This window comes from Agromyces sp. MMS24-K17 (assembly GCF_043950245.1).
GTDB lineage: Bacteria > Actinomycetota > Actinomycetes > Actinomycetales > Microbacteriaceae > Agromyces.
The window spans coordinates 3,759,564-3,776,098 of record NZ_CP171640.1 but is presented as its reverse complement, the minus strand read 5'-3'; the positions used below and the strand labels follow the sequence as shown (position 1 = coordinate 3,776,098).

At 66.7% G+C, this 16,535-nt stretch carries 14 protein-coding genes; 7 read left to right on the top strand and 7 right to left on the bottom strand.

What is annotated here, in order from left to right:
* Window positions 1-52: 52 nt before the first annotated feature.
* From ACGGZK_RS17320 to ACGGZK_RS17300, 5 genes are all read left to right on the top strand, one after another.
* Window positions 53-628 (top strand): low molecular weight phosphatase family protein, encoded by a 576-nt coding sequence (locus ACGGZK_RS17320; protein WP_395243862.1) that lies wholly within the window; start codon window positions 53-55, stop codon window positions 626-628.
* 64 nt (window positions 629-692) lie between these two features.
* Window positions 693-1,604, top strand: a complete 912-nt coding sequence (locus ACGGZK_RS17315; RefSeq protein ID WP_395243861.1) for a hypothetical protein — start codon at window positions 693-695, stop codon at window positions 1,602-1,604.
* A 127-nt stretch (window positions 1,605-1,731) separates the two neighbouring features.
* Window positions 1,732-3,123 (top strand): polysaccharide biosynthesis tyrosine autokinase, encoded by a 1,392-nt coding sequence (locus ACGGZK_RS17310; protein ID WP_395243860.1) that lies wholly within the window; start codon window positions 1,732-1,734, stop codon window positions 3,121-3,123.
* Between the two features lie 79 nt (window positions 3,124-3,202).
* A complete protein-coding gene (locus tag ACGGZK_RS17305; RefSeq protein WP_395243859.1) occupies window positions 3,203-4,594 on the top strand; it encodes a sugar transferase in 1,392 nt (463 codons plus the stop codon).
* Window positions 4,594-5,712: a glycosyltransferase gene (locus ACGGZK_RS17300; RefSeq protein WP_395243858.1), complete on the top strand. Its 1,119-nt coding sequence runs from the start codon at window positions 4,594-4,596 to the stop codon at window positions 5,710-5,712. The genes ACGGZK_RS17305 and ACGGZK_RS17300 overlap by 1 nt, the downstream gene beginning before the upstream one ends.
* A gap of 1 nt (window position 5,713) precedes the next feature.
* Here ACGGZK_RS17300 and ACGGZK_RS17295 read toward each other — a convergent pair whose 3' ends face one another.
* The 7 genes from ACGGZK_RS17295 to ACGGZK_RS17265 all read right to left on the bottom strand — a co-directional run bounded on the left by ACGGZK_RS17295 (window position 5,714) and on the right by ACGGZK_RS17265 (window position 13,713).
* Window positions 5,714-7,024 (bottom strand): O-antigen ligase family protein, encoded by a 1,311-nt coding sequence (locus ACGGZK_RS17295; RefSeq protein ID WP_395243857.1) that lies wholly within the window; start codon window positions 7,022-7,024, stop codon window positions 5,714-5,716.
* Between the two features lie 16 nt (window positions 7,025-7,040).
* Window positions 7,041-8,144 carry a glycosyltransferase family 4 protein gene (locus tag ACGGZK_RS17290; protein WP_395243856.1) on the bottom strand — a complete coding sequence of 368 codons (1,104 nt, stop codon included), beginning with the start codon at window positions 8,142-8,144 and terminating at the stop codon, window positions 7,041-7,043.
* Window positions 8,141-9,472, bottom strand: a complete 1,332-nt coding sequence (locus ACGGZK_RS17285; protein WP_395243855.1) for a polysaccharide pyruvyl transferase family protein — start codon at window positions 9,470-9,472, stop codon at window positions 8,141-8,143. The genes ACGGZK_RS17290 and ACGGZK_RS17285 overlap by 4 nt, the downstream gene beginning before the upstream one ends.
* The gene (locus ACGGZK_RS17280; RefSeq protein ID WP_395243854.1) at window positions 9,465-10,370 is read right to left on the bottom strand and encodes a glycosyltransferase family 2 protein; all 906 of its coding nucleotides are present in this window, start codon (window positions 10,368-10,370) and stop codon (window positions 9,465-9,467) included. The genes ACGGZK_RS17285 and ACGGZK_RS17280 overlap by 8 nt, the downstream gene beginning before the upstream one ends.
* The gene (locus tag ACGGZK_RS17275) at window positions 10,367-11,335 is read right to left on the bottom strand and encodes a glycosyltransferase family 4 protein (RefSeq protein WP_395243853.1); all 969 of its coding nucleotides are present in this window, start codon (window positions 11,333-11,335) and stop codon (window positions 10,367-10,369) included. Before ACGGZK_RS17275 ends, ACGGZK_RS17280 begins: the two co-directional genes overlap by 4 nt.
* Before the next feature lie 128 nt (window positions 11,336-11,463).
* The gene (locus ACGGZK_RS17270) at window positions 11,464-12,948 is read right to left on the bottom strand and encodes a lipopolysaccharide biosynthesis protein (protein WP_395243852.1); all 1,485 of its coding nucleotides are present in this window, start codon (window positions 12,946-12,948) and stop codon (window positions 11,464-11,466) included.
* Window positions 12,949-13,713: a glycosyltransferase gene (locus ACGGZK_RS17265; RefSeq protein WP_395243851.1), complete on the bottom strand. Its 765-nt coding sequence runs from the start codon at window positions 13,711-13,713 to the stop codon at window positions 12,949-12,951. It lies immediately after the preceding gene.
* A gap of 472 nt (window positions 13,714-14,185) precedes the next feature.
* Between ACGGZK_RS17265 and ACGGZK_RS17260 the strand changes: the two genes are divergently transcribed.
* Together ACGGZK_RS17260 and ACGGZK_RS17255 are read left to right on the top strand one after the other, a co-directional pair.
* Entirely contained in the window at window positions 14,186-15,904 is a 1,719-nt protein-coding gene (locus tag ACGGZK_RS17260; protein WP_395243850.1) for a DUF4012 domain-containing protein, read from the top strand.
* A 286-nt stretch (window positions 15,905-16,190) separates the two neighbouring features.
* Window positions 16,191-16,490, top strand: coding sequence for a hypothetical protein (locus ACGGZK_RS17255; RefSeq protein ID WP_395243849.1), 300 nt, complete (start codon window positions 16,191-16,193; stop codon window positions 16,488-16,490).
* The last annotated feature ends 45 nt before the right edge of the window (window positions 16,491-16,535 follow it).

Genomic DNA, 16,535 nt, shown 5'->3' with positions numbered 1-16,535 from the left:
GACGGTTCCCGCGCTAGGTTGGCACTGCGCAACGGAGTGGTGGGGGGACATCGTGGAGGTCCGGGTACTCGTCGTATGCACCGGCAACGTCTGCCGTTCGCCGATCGCGGAGCAGGTGCTGCGCGCTCGGCTCGCCGCGGCCGGCGTCGACGCGACGGTCTCCAGCGCCGGCACCGCGGCCCTGGTCGGTGCGCCGATGACCGAGGAAGCCGCCGCCAGGTCCCGCCGGCTCGGCGGCGACCCGAGCGGCCACATCGCGGTCGAGGTCACGGCGGAGATGCTCCGCGACGTCGACCTCGTCCTCACCGCCACGCGTGCCCATCGCGCCGCGGTGGCACGGCTCGAACCACGGGCCATCCGGCGCAGCTTCACTCTCCTCGAGTTCAGCCGGCTCGCCGCGGCCGGCGCGGCCGAGCCCGTCGACGGGTTCGTCGAGTACGTCGCGGCGGTGGCCGCAGCACGCGGGATCGTCCCGCCACCCCTCGAACCCGCCGACGACGACATCGTCGACCCCTACGGGCGCGGGCCGGGCATCTACGACGTGGCGGCATCGCTCATCGACCGTGCGGTCGACCAGGTGGTCCGCGCGCTGGCGGCGGTGCCGCTCGGACGGACCGGTGTCCGCTAGCCGGGCGAATCCGCCTCCTCGGCAGGGATCCCGCGCGCGGTCGCTGGCGATCGTCGGCATCGGCGTGCTGATCGTCGTCGACCTGGTGCTCGTGTGGGCGGCGTTCGCCGCGGGCGCCCGGCAGCCGGCGGTCGTGCCACCGGTCTTCGACGCCGGCGCGGCATCCGAGACCCGGGCGCCCGCGTCGCCGTCGACCGCGACGCCCACGCCCGAACCATCCGCTGCCCCCGACGCCGGTGCCTCGACCGAGTCGGGCCCGTCGCCCGCGATGGCGGCGCCGAGCCTCGTGCTGGCCGCGCTCGACGATCGCATCGCGTATCGAGCGCCCGCGGGGGAGTGCCCGGCGGTTCCGGCAGCGGTCGAGGTGACGACCGATGGGGGCGCCACCTGGTCGGCGGTGCCGGTCGGCGACGCATTCGGGGTCATCCGCATCGAGCCGTCCGCCGAGGAGATCGTCGACGTTCTCGCCGGGGATGCCGCGTGCCAGCCCGGCCGGTACCGGAGCTGGGTGCAGGGCATCGAGTGGCAGTTCCTGACGGGGGTGCAGCCGTGGCGGCTGTCGGCCGGTGCGGTGGTCGCCCCCGACGGCCGGACGTTCACGCCGTGCTCGGCACCGGTCCAGGTCGAGGCCGCGACGGATGCCTCGGTCGCCGTCGCCTGCACGGACGCACGGGTCGCCGTGACCGAGGACGGCGGGGGCACCTGGCAGGTCTCGGAGCCGATCAGCGGCCTCGCCGCCGTCGCGGATGACGGCGAGTCGACGCTCGTCCTGATCGAGGGGCAGGGCGGCTGCGCGGGGGTGCAGGTCGCCGGGCTGGACGACGCCGGGGTCGTCGGCACGCCCGGAGGCTGCCTGGCGGCGGCAACGATCAACGGCGGAGGTCCCGCGCTCGCGATCTCCGAGAACGGCACCACGGTCTGGGTCGTCGGGGACGGCATCGTGGGGCGCTCCGGCGATCGCGGGGCGACGTGGTGAGCGGTCGCGCGGAACGCCCGACACGCGACGCGGATTACTGCGAATGCTTGCGTCGGCATGCACTCCGTTGCAACGATGATGGCCATGGAGGCGGCCCGCGTGGCCGTCCGAGCGCGCTGGGGGGCACGTGGAGCTGAACGACTACATCCGCATCCTGCGACAGAACTGGATCATCATCCTGGCTGCCGTCCTCCTCGGGATCGCTGCGGGTGCCGCCTACTCCATCGCCCAGACCCCGCTCTACAACTCCACCGCGAAGGTGTTCGTCTCGACGTCGAACGGGTCGACGATCGGCGAACTCCAGCAGGGGAGCACGTTCACCCAGCAGCGAGTGAAGACCTACGCAGACCTGGCGACGACCCCGATCGTGCTGCTGCCGGTGATCAGCGACCTCCAGCTCGACCTCACGCCGGAGGCGCTGGCGAGCAAGGTCACGGCCGCAGCCCTGCCTGACACGACGATCATCGCGATCGCCGTGACGGATCGGGACCCCGCCTTGGCCGCCCAGATAGCTACTGGGGTGTCGGAAAGCTTGACCAAAGTCGTGGAATCGGTGGAGACGACCGAGGTCTCCGAGGAAGCCGCCTCACCGGTTCGCCTGACCCTTGTGCAGCATGCCGCCGTACCGCAGACGCCGTTCAGCCCCAACGTCCCCCTGAACCTTGTGCTCGGCGGACTCGTCGGCCTCGCCGTGGGCATCGGCATCGCAGTGCTGCGCGCGACGCTCGACACCAGGATCCGCAGCGAGCGCGATGTCGAGCTCATCACCGACACCCCGGTCATCGGCGGCATCGTCTTCGACCCGAAGGCTCCCGAGCGCCCGCTCATCGTGCACGCCGACCCGCACTCGCCCCGCGCGGAGTCGTTCCGGGCGCTCCGCACGAATCTCCAGTTCCTCGAGCCGGGCCGCACGGAGCGCTCCTTCGCGTTCACCTCCTCCATCGAGTCGGAGGGCAAGACGACCACCGCGGCCAACCTCGCCATCGCGCTCGCCGACGCCGGATCGCGCGTGCTGCTCGTCGACGCGGACCTGCGCCGTCCCAAGGTGGCCGCCTATGTCGGCATCGAGGGCGCCGTCGGACTCACCGACCTGCTGATCGGCAACGCGGAGCTGCAGGACGTGATCCAACGCTGGGGCCGGAACGAGATGTACATCCTTCCCGCAGGACGCGTCCCGCCGAACCCCTCCGAGCTCCTCGGCTCGCGCAAGATGAGCGAGGTGGTGGCGGAACTCGACCGGGTCTTCGACGTCGTGCTGTTCGACGCGCCGCCGCTTCTGCCGGTGACGGATGCCGCGCTTCTCTCGCGGGCCGTCGGCGGTGCGATCCTCGTGGTCGCCGCCGGCCGCGCGCACCGCGGCCAGGTGAAGGGCGCGTTCGACGTGCTCCAGAACGTGGATGCCCCGGTCTCGGGCGTGGTGCTCACCATGCTGCCCGCGAAGGGACCCGACGCCTACGCCTACGGGCGATACGGATACGGGTACGGCTACGGATACGCACCGAAGGAGACGGTGGGCTGACGTGGTCGCGCTCAGGCCGGCTCTCGCCTGGCGGTCGACAGCGGCCGACTGGCCGTCTCGCCTCGCGGGCCGGGTGCGGGTGACCGACCTCCTCGTGCTCATCTGGGTCGTGTTCGGAACCCAGATCGCCTGGCTCGGCCTGAATCGCACCGCGACCGGATTCAGCGGACGCAGCGACGACATCGCGGTCAGCTACACCGTCGTGTCGTTGTCGATTGTCGCCGGCTGGATGCTCGCGCTGGAGCTGTTCGACACGCGTTCGCCTCGGGTGCTCGGGGTGGGGACCCAGGAGTACCGGGCGATCGCGACCGGAGCGCTCCGGCTGTTCGGCGCCGTGGCGATCGTCGCATTCTTGTTCAAGGTCGACGTCGCACGCGGATACATCCTGATCGCCTTCCCGCTCGGGGTGGTCGTGCTCCTGCTCTCGCGGTGGATGTGGCGGCAGTGGCTCGGCGTGATGCGCCGGCGCGGGGAGTTCGCCTCCCGGGTCATGCTCGTCGGCTCGGTCGACTCGGTGCGGGCGATCGGCCGCGAACTCGAGCGGACGCCCGAGGCGGGATACCTCGTGGTCGGTGCGTGCGTGCCGGGCGCAGCCGATCACGTCCTCTCACCGGGCGTGCCCGTCGTCCCGTCGATCACGCAGCCCCTCGCCGTCATGCGCGACCTCGGCGCCGACACGATCGTCATCACGAGCGCCGACGAACTCGGCCCCGGGCGGGTGCGGGAACTGAGCTGGGGGCTCAACGCCGGCTCTGAGCACCTGGTCGTCGCGCCGAGCCTGATCGACATCGGCGGCCCGCGTATCCACACGCGCCCCGTCGCCGGACTCCCGTTGATGCACATCGAGACACCGCGGTTCGAAGGTCGCAAGCTCGTCGCGAAGCGCGTGTTCGACCTCGTCACGGCCTTCGCATTGGTCGTGCTGATCTTCCCGGTGCTCCTCGTCGTCGCCTGCCTCGTGAAGGCGAGTTCGCCCGGCCCCGTCTTCTTCCGGCAGGTGCGCATCGGCCGGCACAGCAAGCCGTTCCGCATGCTGAAGTTCCGGACCATGGGCGTGGGGGCGGAGTCGCAGCTGAAGGACCTCCTCGAGCAGCAGCACACCGGCGAGATCCCGCTCTTCAAGGTGAAGGACGACCCGCGGATCACCCGCGTCGGTCGCTGGCTGCGCAAGTACTCGCTCGACGAACTGCCGCAGCTGTTCAACGTGCTGCACGGATCGATGAGCCTCGTCGGCCCGCGACCGCAGGTGATGGACGAGGTCGAGCTCTACGACCGCGCCGCGCATCGCCGACTGCTCGTGCAGCCCGGGATGACCGGGCTCTGGCAGGTCAGCGGGCGGTCGTCGCTGAGCTGGGAGGATGCGATCCGCATCGACCTGTACTACGTGGAGAACTGGTCGTTGACGGGCGACGTGGCGATCCTGGCGCGCACGGCGCGGGCGGTGCTGATGCCGGGCGAGGATGCGGTCTGATGACAGGACTGATCGTCCACGAGTGGATTGAGCGAACGGGGGGGTCGGAGAACGTGCTCGAACGCATGGTGCGAGCCTTCCCCGACGCGGACGTTCTCTGTCTTTGGAATAACGCAGGGGAGCGCTTCGCGAGCACCACCATCCGCGAGACTTGGCTCGCTAAGACCCCGTTCCGTACTTCGAAGGCTCTCGCCCTGCCGATGACCGCAGTCGCCTGGAGGACTCGGCAGGAGGAGGCGGACTGGGTCCTGGTGAGCTCGCACTCGTTCGCGCATCACGTTCGGGTGCGCCGATCCGAACCGGCGATCCCGAAGCTCGTTTATACGCATACACCGGCACGGTACATTTGGGCGAGCTCCCTCGATCCTCGAGGTCGGTCGATGATGGCACGTGTGGCGTCCGTGCCTCTACGGGGCATCGACGCGCGACGCGCGCGCGAATCGACGACGCTCGCAGCCAACAGCTGGTTCGTTGCTGAGCGTATCCGAAGGGCGTGGGGACGCGAGGCCGAGGTAATCTATCCGCCCGTTGATGTCCGCACGATCCAGCATCGTTCGGAATGGCTCAGCAGGCTGACCGAACGCGAATTGGAGTTGCTTGATCGCCTTCCCAGCGAGTTCATCCTCGGGGCATCGCGATTCGTCAGCTACAAGCGGCTCGAAGCGGTAATGCTCATCGCGGAAGCGAACCGAACGCCGGCAGTGATCGCGGGGGCGGGACCGGGTCGGGACAATCTGGCAAACCTAGCGAGCCGCTGCTCGGTCGACGTCCGGATCGTCGATTCGCCGTCCTCGGAGCTGCTGTATGCCCTCTATGAACGTGCGCTGGTCTTCGCGTTCCTCGCTGTCGAGGACTTCGGGATAATGCCCGTCGAGGCCATGGCTGCCGGAACGCCGGTGATCGTGAACCGTCGCGGAGGTGCCTATGAGGCGGTCGAGGCGATTAGTGGCGGCGTGGCGATGGATGGGGAGGGCTGGGCTGAATCGCGGTCTGCGCTGCGAGCCGCCGGGCGGGTGGACCGATCCCGAATGCAGGTCGATGCTCGCCGATTTGACGCCGCTGAGTTCGACCACCGGCTTCTGGCATGGCACTCCACTCACACGCGGACGAGCACGTGACTCACCATCGGTGTAGTCGGGCGGAGTTTGATACGAGCCTGGCCGTCGGTCCGAAGTCCAGTGTCTGCGCTGTGTGGATCGCCGCTCCGAGGCCGAGGAGCGACCAGAACAGGATCGCGGTGGGCGGAAGCCAGAACGCCCCCTCGACCAGCGAAGTGATCATGTACGCCACTAGCCCGGCGAAGATCGCGATCGAGAGCTCGGACTTGCCGGCCCACGTCTCCTGAAGCCCGATGAGGACCACGCCCGTGATCAAGGCAACCCCGATGAGCCCACCCGCCTCGAATATCGCGGCGATCGTGATTTCGAAGGCGCCCCCGACGTAGTCGGCGATGCCCTGCGGGCCGAAGATCAACGTGAACGGGTTGGTCGATGCACTCTGCACGAGGTCGAGGGCGGATTGCGTCCGCCCGGTTGCGGCCAGCCAGTCGTCGAAGTCGGTCTGGACGAATCGGTCGAGGACCTGAGGCGCGACGACGAAGAGGATCGGGACGGTGAGGAGCACGGCGAGCATGAGCGAATACCGGGCGAGCACATCCCGCACTGTTCGTGCCCGACGGAGAAGCATGATCACGAACGTCACGAGAATTCCCAGCCAGACGCCGCGGGACAGGGTCAGGAAGGCGACAATCGTGAAGCTGAGGAGCAAGAGAAGCTTCGAGCGCCTTGCGACCATGAAGGCGATCGGGAAGAGCAGGATCAGATTCACCCCAAGTAGATTTCCGTTCTGGTAGGTCGAGAAGAGCTTCACAGACGACCCGACGGCGTTGTTCTTGTCGAGGTACCACGTCGATCCTCCGGCCTGGTAGTCGGTCAGATTGACAGTGAAGCCGGGAACGGCAACGACGTCGCTGCCAAGGAGAAGTTGTAGTCCCGCGTACGCGAGCACCACCCAATAGGCGACGAAGATCCACTTCGCGACGCGGTGCCATCCGGCCTCATCTTTCACGATTCCTAGTACCGCGATGGCCAGTAGGGGCGCGACGACGAGTGCGACCGCAAGGTCGACGACTGCAACGCCATTCGCGCCGCTCAACGCCAATCGCAGGAAGAAGTAGGTGCTCATTAGTGCGATCGCGGGGACCAGCATGTTTCTCGGGGTCCTCCCCCCGATGAGGAACACGCTGAGTGCGGCGATCAGCAGGAGTCCGACCCCCGCGTTGGCCAGGGTCAATGGAATCCCATCGACCTTTACACCCGCCTTGGGAATCGCGATCGATAGCCCGATTGCGATGCACAGCAAAGTCAGAAGGCCCGATCGGCGGGTTGGGGATGAAGCGGTGCGTGTACGGCCGTTCACTTTCGACTCCAAGCGAAACCCTCGCGGTCTACCCGAATGCGATCTCGAGCAGGTGCTGCACATTCGCCTCGATGCTAGTAGAGGCAAGGCGATCCCTGGCGGAGCGCATCCGCGCGTTCGCCTCCGTTCGTTCGCGCATCGCACGTTCGACGGCGAGACTCAGGCCGATCGCGTCGCCGGGCGGGGCGTAGAGTGCGTCTTCACCCATCGAAGCCCGAACTCCCCCGATATCTGTGCTCACGACCGCGCAGCCGCTTAAGGTCGCTTCGGCGGGAGGAAGGTGCCAGCCTTCCGCGTCGCTTACGCAAAGATATACCGCGGCAGCTTGATACAGGTCGCGAAGCGCCTGCGGCGTCGGGTCCTGCCAATGCTCGACAAACTCCGGTAACGCCTGCGGTCGACCCGCCGTGCCGAAGGTTGAGAACCGCCAGTGCGGATGACGTTCGCGCAGGTGCTCGAACACGGCGATCACGAGGTCAGGCCTTTTGATCGCGATCGGTGACATCAGTGACAGCACCATCGATTCCCGATCGTCCAGCGGTGGCCCGGTCGGAAATGAATGGACGTCCATCGCGTTCGGGAGCATGACGGAATCAATACCCGCCGCATCCAACTTTTCCTGGAGCCAGGGGGCGATGACGATTCGGGCGTCCGCCGCGCCCAAGTTCCGGAGGACGAACGCTTCACCTGCGGCCCAATCCTCGAAATGTTGGACGAACGCCAGCGACTTGGCGTGCGCCCGGAAGGCCAAACGATTCGCCCACGGCGTGGTCTCGATTGCGGTGGAGACGACGAGGTCATGACGCGTGAGCCGCGGACGAGGCCGCAGCGCAGTTAGGCGTAAGTCGATCCGAGGGTCGACCTCGAACCAGGGTGCGATTCGCGATCCGTCCCGCAACATTAGGAGCCGGCGGAGCGACGATTTCGCGAACACCCGCGGCGGGAAAGGATCTGAGGCGGCGAAAAAAGCGGTCGTGTGCCAGAGCGTAACCTTTTCGCCACGCTCAGCAAGCACATTCGCGTACTGGTAGACGACCTTGTAGCCGCCGACCGGATGACGCGATGCTCCCGGCAGCAGCACGTGGATCTGCCGACGCGAGTCCGACTGATTGCTAGCGTTCGTTGCCGTCACGATCGGGCTCTCTTCATCGCGGCGCCGAACTCATCCGCGAGTTCAAGCAGTTGCGCTCGCGCACGATCGACGCCAACGCGAGCTCGCTCCACATCGCTCAAGCGGGACGCCCATCTCGACAGAAGCCGCTCGACGAGCGCGCCGAGGTGAACCGATTCGATCGGGATGGACCAATCGGCGAGTCCCACGGTGTCCAAGACCCCTGGGGTCTTGGGTTCGTAGGCAATGCCGATGACTGGAACTCCGACACGGAGGGCGAGAATACATGCGTGCATCCGCGTGCCCACGACCAACTCGAACTCACGCAGCATCAGCATCAACGACAGCGGATCGAGGTCCTCGAGAACGAGGAGGTGGTCGACCCCCGAGGATTCGAGTCGGTGTGCCAGATCCCTTGAGACCGAGACATCGTCGGCCGTCTGTGCGAAGACCACCGGCAGGGCGTTCGGGAAGGCGTCAACGAGGTCCCCAATCGCGTCAGCCATCCCGGCAAGGTAGTTCTCCTGCGCCTGTCGAGGGTCGCGGTCCGACGGGAAATTATGGTCGCGAACGCTTACACCGAAAAGGTGCCGCCCGTGCGACTTCGCACGCGCGAGGGACGAGAGGCACGCAGGTTGCTCGGCGTCGTCGGAGGGGTCCAGGAAGAATCCAAGATCGGTGGTCTGAATTACGCGCGTCAAGTCGAGGCCCATGTCGCGCGCGAGGTTCGCGCTCAGCTGTTCGCGGAGGAACACTCTGCCTGCGTTTCGCCAGACCCACCGCGCGTAGGGGCGGCTGATCCCGACGAAGGGGCCGAACGAGCAGGGACCGAGGTCGTATGCTCGATGCAGCCAACGCGCCAAGGCGAGCGTGGGGACGTGGTACAGCCAGCCGGTATCCGTCCGGCGCTGCGCGATGAGGTACCCGCCTGGGACGGTGATGACGTACTCGGCCCGGAGGATCTCGTCGACCACGCGGCGGACATGGCGAGGAAGCAGCCCGACCGTGCCTCGGCCAATGAGGTGGAAAAGGACGACCCAGACGCGGAGCGCCGCGAGGCAGACCGACACGTGCAGCACGTGGAACACGGACCGAAGGGGAAGTCCGATGAGTGGTATCCGACGGAGGACCCCGGCGATCGCGCGAGTGTACAGCGAGGTCGGTCGAGTGACCATGTCGATCGCCGGCACGCCGAACGCTCCCGAATCTCGGCTGGGGAAGAACGAGGTGACCGTGATGGTGCGACCAGGAAGTATCGTCCCCATCCAGACGACCATCGAACGGACGAGGGCAGCATCGCCACGGTTCCGGTGGTCGAACCCACCGGGAGCGAAAATATGGTCAGACACGTTTCCCCCGTATTCCTCGTCTGCGCCCGACGTCCCCGTGTTCACGTACCACGGTGTCCACCGTGGGGTACAGCGGCGATTCGGCGCGCCAGCCCATTCGAATCCCCCACCAGACCCAGTCCGCACCCTCGGCATCCAGGTTCGCGATCGATCGAACCAGCCGACCGATCGCCCGTCCGAGGCCGGCGATCCGCAGGATTCCGCGCTGCGATCGCGCGAACGTGACCAGGCCAGCCGCCGAGTACATCGCGATCGCCCCTCCCGCCGTCGCATGAGATGTGGACGTCGCGTGTCGCGCGAGGGCGGAGGGCTCGACGCCGAGGTTCCAACCGTGGTCGCGCGCCCTGTACCCGAATTCGACGTCCTCCCAGTACATGAAGTACCTTTCGTCGAGCAGGCCAACGTCACGGAGCGTGTCCGCGCGCAGCAGGATGCACGCCCACGTGAGGAAGTCCGTCCTGCCAGTCACATCGGACGAACGCCGCACCTTGCAGGTCGATGATAGGGTCGAACCCGCCTCGAACATCCCGTCCCTGTCGTCGCGGATCAACGGCGCGACGGCGCCAAGGGTGGGATCGCACTCGAGGGCCGCAGTAAGCGGCAGCAGCGACCCCGGATCGAGCGTGGCGTCGTTGTTGATGACGAGCACGGCTGTTGCGTCGCGCTCGATCGCCTCCTTAAGCCCGAGGTTTACTCCGGAGGCGAATCCTCGATTCTCCTTCACCTCGATTAGACGGACCCGTGGCACGTCCGCCAACGGGCGGAGCTCCCCGTCGGATTGGTTATCGACCAGCCACACGACGTCGATTCCGTCATCAGAAAGGACGGAGGCGAGGCAGCGGTGCGTGGCTGGGGCGTCCCTCCAGTTCAGGATAACGGCGTGGTTGATCCCGCTCATTCGATCCCACTCCATCGCTGCACGTCCCGCTGAGCCTGACGTATCGCTTCTCCGACTCCGCCGGCGACGGTGTTCCAGTCGTAACGCGCGGTCGCGGGTGCGCGGACGGCGACGGAAGCACTGCACGCGGCTCGGAACGCCACCGCCCATCCTTCGGCGTCCTGGGAATCATCGACCGCGATTCCGTCTCGACCCACGATCTCGGCAACGCTCGTGCATCCCGCCCAATACACGACCGGAGTAGCGCAAGCCAAGCTCTCGACCGCGGGCAATCCGAACCCTTCGACGACGGATGGCACGACCGTCGCAGCCACCGAGTTGTACCGGCGGGCGAGTTCGGCATCGGACAGCATGGACTCGCAGGTCACTCGGCGTCCGACAGCGTGCATCTCCGCGAGGCGCCGCATGGCGGAGGGATCCGGTGTCACCGTGACGAGCCGGACATCGGAGGCGAGCTTCAGCGCGCGGAGCACGACATCGACGTTCTTGTGCGGTTTCAAATTCCCCACATACAAGATGGTGTCCGGCAGTCGCGAGGTTGCAATGGGCCTGAATTCGATCGAGCACCCGTTCCCGGCGTTATGAACGACCACGGAAGGGTCTGCTAACCATTCCTCGATCTCGAGTCGGGACGTCTCCGACACCGTGACCACCCTGCCAATCCGGTGGATCGCAGGTCGGAGCACGCGCTCGTAGTAGAGGCGATGCTTAACCGAGCCGTGGCGTAGATGGATGAGGTCGTGCACGGTGACCAACTGGTATCCGCCCGGCCCGGCGTTGTAACCGGGGCTGTACACCAGCCTCTTCGACCCCCCTGGCCGGGCCGTGAGCAGGTCACGCGGCGATCCGGCGCGGCTTCGCAGCTTGAGGGACTCGTGGGGGATGGCGAGCCGGCGGAGAACCTCTCGGCTGTACCGGCCGATCCCATGCGGACCGTTCCACCGTTTATCGAAGATCACTTGCATGCAAACCGACCTACTCCCTCGGTGATGTAATCCCTTGGCGCGCAATTGCATTCGGACCCGGTTTCCCGCGGTATTGCCGTCGGAATCCCTCGCGCCGCATGCGAGGATCGCGCGCGTCGAGGCGGCCCTCACAATTCCGCCCGGAGTGCGTGCCGGATGGCTGCCAGCGGGAGAAGCTTGCGCGACAGTACGCTGGCCGCGGCGAAACCAGCGACGAAGCTGGCCGAGGTGAGGATCGCGCCAGCCGGCGTATTCGCCCACGGGTTGGCGACATACATTCCGACCGCTGCGACGGCCCCGCAGCCGCCGACGAGAATGCCAGGGCGGAAGCAGTTTGCCCACCACCCTCGAAGCGGTATGCCCAACGCGGATCGCGCGCGCACTAGGTACCACGGCTCGACGACGAGCAGCGGCCACGAGAGTGCGACCGCCACGCCGACGATCCCAGCCATCGAGAAGAGGGGTAGGCCCGAAACCACCAATGCCAGAAGCCAGAAGACCTGCGGGGGGAGGAAGAGGCCTGGGCGTCGAGCGGCCTCCGCAATCATGGAGAGCGGTCCGTGGACCGAATTGAGGACGAGTCCAATCAGCAGAACTGAGATGGTGATCGCGACTTCCGCACCGGGAACCGCCGGCCCGAGCCAGATCCCGACGACCAGGAACGAGATAGGGATGAAGGCGCCGACGCCGAGGATCGTGGTGAGGACAGAAGCGGAAGTCACGCCTTCCACGATCGACATCGCGGCGGTTCGTTGGTTTCGGAAGAGGCGCGTGAGCACAGGGAGGAACGGGAGGACGACCCAGCCATTTGCCTGTCGGGCAGCTAAGTAGACACGGAATGCCGCGTTCCAGTACGTGACGTCAGCCGGTGTTCCGCGGATACCGACGATTATCGTTCCGCCCTGCATAAGCGCCGTCCCCACGAGTGCGACGCTCAAGGCACGGGTGCCGTAGCCCACCAAGGTTGCGAGTGCTACCTTCAGCACGCGCCATGGGGTCCGACGGAGAAGTCGCTTCCACGGGACGAGCGCGCTGCCCGCGAGCGACGGAACCAAGATCGCCACCGTCTCCACCAGAGCGATGGCCTCGATCTTGGGCACCCAGATGCAGACGAGGACGGTGCCGATGATGCGCAACACCGGGTTGAGGAGTTGGAGTCGACGCTCGACGAGATACCTGCCATCCGATTGAAGCAGAGCGAGGCCCGGCTTGAATCCGACGCCCGCAGCGACCGTTGCAGCGAGTACGGGAAGCACCGACCCCTGCAACCCCTCGGAATCGAGATACAGAGTCGCGACGGCGTACGTCGCCGGCGCCACGATCAGCGCTGCAAGGCAGGAGATCAATGCGGCCGCCTGCAGAACCCCTTCGTAATGGGGGCGGTGGGCACGCACCCTGGCGGGCGCCGAGTAATGGACCACTGCGGAACTCACACCGAGGTCGGCGAAGGTGGCGAACGACGCGACCGACAGCACGAAGAGCCAGAGTCCGTATGATGACGCGCCGACCGTCGACAGCACGAGTGGGAGCAGCAGGACGTTCGTCGCGATGGTTACGGAACCCAGCGTGACACTGTGAGCGACACCCGCGGCCGCCCGCGAGGAGCGTGCCACCTACGCTCGCCCCGACTGTAGCCGGTTTCCGAGGAAGTGTCGGAACCGGCGGTACTGGAAGCGCATCCCGGTCGAGAGCAACTCCGCACGCCGCTTGGCCGAGACGGCGTCCAAGTCGAGCACCACCGGCCTCCGGCCGCCGAACCAGGAGTACACCTCCTTGCGCTCCACATGTTGGCCTTTTGCGGTCGCGAAGGCGCTCCCACTCCTTCCCCCGAAGTGGTGAAGGTAGCGCTCATGGCCGGCGTAGCCCTGGACGCTGAGATCTGCGGCGAGCATCGCGGCCTGCTGTTTCGTTACGGCCCACGTCCACTCGTGCGCCGTGTCGAGCGGGTAGCGATCGTAAATGTCGGCGTCGACCAGGAGACAATAGCCGTCCAGACGGAGTGGGTCCGACGCGAGTCCGTACGACGTGGCGCCGCGCCGATGGACCGACAGCAGGTGCGCCAGCCAATCTGCACTTCGGATCTCCACGTCGCTGTTGAGGAGCAGATAGTACTTTGACCGGGCGTCGGTCAGCGTGGCAGCTATATTGTTCCCGCGTGCGAAGAGCGTGTTCTCGGCCGAGTGCAGGAGCACGTCGATCCGTCCGTCCGCCTCCATCTCGTCGAGCAGCTTCGCGGTGTCGTCATCAGAAGCGTTGTCGAGGACGACGAGTTCATATGGGATGCCGTGCGTCATCCTACGGACCGAATCGATCGCAATTCGGACGTACTCGGGCGCATTGTGCACGAGCATCAGAATGCTGATCACCGGCGGGATCACCAGATATCTCCCCGAATTGCGAGGCCGCGTGCCTCGCCACGTCGGACCGCGATCTCGGATGGTGATCTGAAGCGCTGCTGAGCCACTGATGTCCCCCTCACAGTGGCCTTCACTGTAGCAATCGACCGTGGCTGAGCCGAAGCAGCGCATCGCCCAACTCTTCCCTGAGTCTGACATTCGAACTCCCGAATGAGGAAGTTCGAATGAGGCTTGCGCGTCCGAGGCTACGCTACTGATCGTGACGCCGACCTCGGGGGATGCAGGCTCAGAGTCGACGCGTGGGTTTTCCAACGCGTCGACGTCCGATCCGCGCGATTCGGCGGGTAGCGCGATACGCGCGGGGTCGTCAGTCCATGGGTCTAGGCGCCGCCGTTCCGGACGTTCGAGCTCCGTTCGGCGCCGGCGGGACCGCGTGCGCCGTCGTGCGCGCCGCATCGCCACCGGCACGCTGGTGGCGGTCGGAGTCCTCCTGGTGGCCTCGACCGTATGGGTTGGGGTGCGTGCGTTCCTCGCCAAGGGGGAACTGGAGGCCGCGGTTCCCGTCGCCGAGCTCGCGCAACGGGCTATTCTCGTCGGCGACCTCTCTGGCGCTCGCGCAGCCGCTGACGAACTCGCCGTGCACACCTCGGCGGCGGCGGCTCTCACGGGCGACCCGGTCTGGGCGGCGTACGAATCCCTCCCTATACTGGGGCCGAACCTCGTGGTGCTCCATTCCCTCGCGGCATCAGTTGACCAAGTCTCATCCGGTGCCATCCGTCCGCTTGCGGAGGCATCCTCCGGCGTTGATCTCGGAGCATTCGCGCCAGCGAACGGTCGTATCGATCTCCAACCGTTGATCGATTTGCGGGAACCAATCCAGCGAGCGGCGGCAGCGTTCGCCATCGCGAGGGCCGTTGTGCTACGCCCGGAGGTATCGAACGCGGCCGTGATCGGACCGCTCGCAAACGCACGCGACGAGTACCTGGCCGCGATCGCACCGGCCGCCGACGCGCTCGACGCTCTCGATCGGACGATGACGCTGCTCCCGGCGATGCTCGGCTCCGGTGGGCCCCGCGAAACGTTGGTGCTGTTCCAGAACAACGCCGAACTGCGCTCGCTCGGGGGAACCTCGGGGTCGCTCGCGCTCGTCCGCACGGAGCAAGGCGCCATTTCCCTGGAGCAACAGGCATCGAGTGGAGACTTTCCGCAGTACGATCCGCCGGTCGTGGACCTCCCCCTGGAGACTCGTGCGCTTTGGGGCGACAATACGGCGCGATTCATCCAAGACGTTAACTTCACCCCACAGTTCCCGCTCACGTCCACCATCGCGCGTGAGATGTGGAAACGGGAGTTCGGAACCGAGGTGCAAGCCGTCGTCGCCGTCGACCCGGTCGCGATGAGCTACGTCCTGCGAGCGACCGGGCCGATCAGCCTCGCCAACGGTGACCAACTTACGGCCGACAACGCCGTGTCCTACCTCCTCGTGGATGTCTACGCGGGCAATGAGGCGGGAGCCGCCGATGCGGTCTTCCAGGACGTCACCTCCCGGGTGTTCGATGCGCTCATGTCGGGCTCGGCCGACCCCGCGAAGCTGGTCGAGGCGCTCGCCCGGGCCGGCGCCGAGCGCCGCATCCTGGTCTGGAACGTGGATGCCTCGGAGCAGGCGATCCTCGACGGCACCACCCTCGCCGGCGCGCTCCCGCAGGGCGACGCCGACCACCAGGCGTTCGGCGTGTACCTGAACGACATGACGGGCTCGAAGATGGACACCTACCTCGGCGTCGAGATCTCGACCGGGGTGACGACGTGCCGCAACGACGGGCTGCCGCTGTACGAGGTGCACGTGAAGCTCACGAACAACGCGCCCGCCGACGCGGCGACCAGCCTGCCGGCATACGTCACGGGCGCGGGCGAGCACGGCACTCCGCCGGGGCAGATCGCCACGACGATCCACGTGTACGGCGAGCGGGGCAGTTACAACCTCGGAGTGCTGCTCGACGACCAGCCCGTCGGCTACCACCCCACCTCCGATTCGGGCTACACGCTGAGCAAGGTGGTCTCCAGGCTCGCCCCCGGGCAGACGGCGACCTACCGCTTCGGGTTCCTCGGCGGCACGGCGGGGGAGAAGACCCCGGTGGTCTCGGCGACGCCGCTCATAGCAACAAATGTCGTTGAAGGGGTCGCGCTCTCCTGTGAATCTGCCGTATGGTGAAAACCGTGTTGTCGATCGGGGGATCGGCATCCGTATTCATCGCAGAGCGCATCCAATGAAGAAGCCGGGGGGTCGGCCATCATGATTCGCAAGGTATTGGCAATTGTCGCCATTGCTGTCGGGGCGGCCGTTGCCGTACCCGCAGCTGCCAGCGCAGCCGTCTCCAGTGAGACGGGCTACGTCGGGCAGGGCACCAATTTGACGCTCACCGTCGGTCAGACGGGCACGATGACGTTCTCGGGGTTGACGCCGAGTACGCCGTCGAACCGCGACCGTCGACGACCTGGTGACCATCGCGGTGCTCAAGGCGGCGACGGCGTCGAAGCCGACCGATGCTGCGGGCACCGTGTCGTTCCAGGTGTCGTCGAACACACCGGGCACGTACACCGTGAGCGTCGCCGCCGGCCAGTCGGTCGCGACCGCCACGCTCACCGTGGTGCCGGCCGATACGGCGGGCACCGGCACGGCGACGACCGGTTACGACCTGCCGATGCTCTGGATCTGGATCGCGGTCGGCGCGATCGCACTGGGTGCGGCGCTCGTCGTGGTGCTCACGACCGTCCGCCGGTCGCGCAAGGCCGAGTGACGACATCCGCCCGCGCAGGCGGGAGGTGACATCGTTCGAATGAGG

What these genes read in the sequence shown, in the direction of transcription:
- ACGGZK_RS17300 (WP_395243858.1), top strand. Translation starts at nt 4,594, where the DNA reads ATGACAGGACTGATCGTCCACGAGTGGATTGAGCGAACGGGGGGGTCG.
- ACGGZK_RS17280 (WP_395243854.1), bottom strand. Translation starts at nt 10,370, where the DNA reads ATGAGCGGGATCAACCACGCCGTTATCCTGAACTGGAGGGACGCCCCA.
- ACGGZK_RS17275 (WP_395243853.1), bottom strand. Translation starts at nt 11,335, where the DNA reads ATGCAAGTGATCTTCGATAAACGGTGGAACGGTCCGCATGGGATCGGC.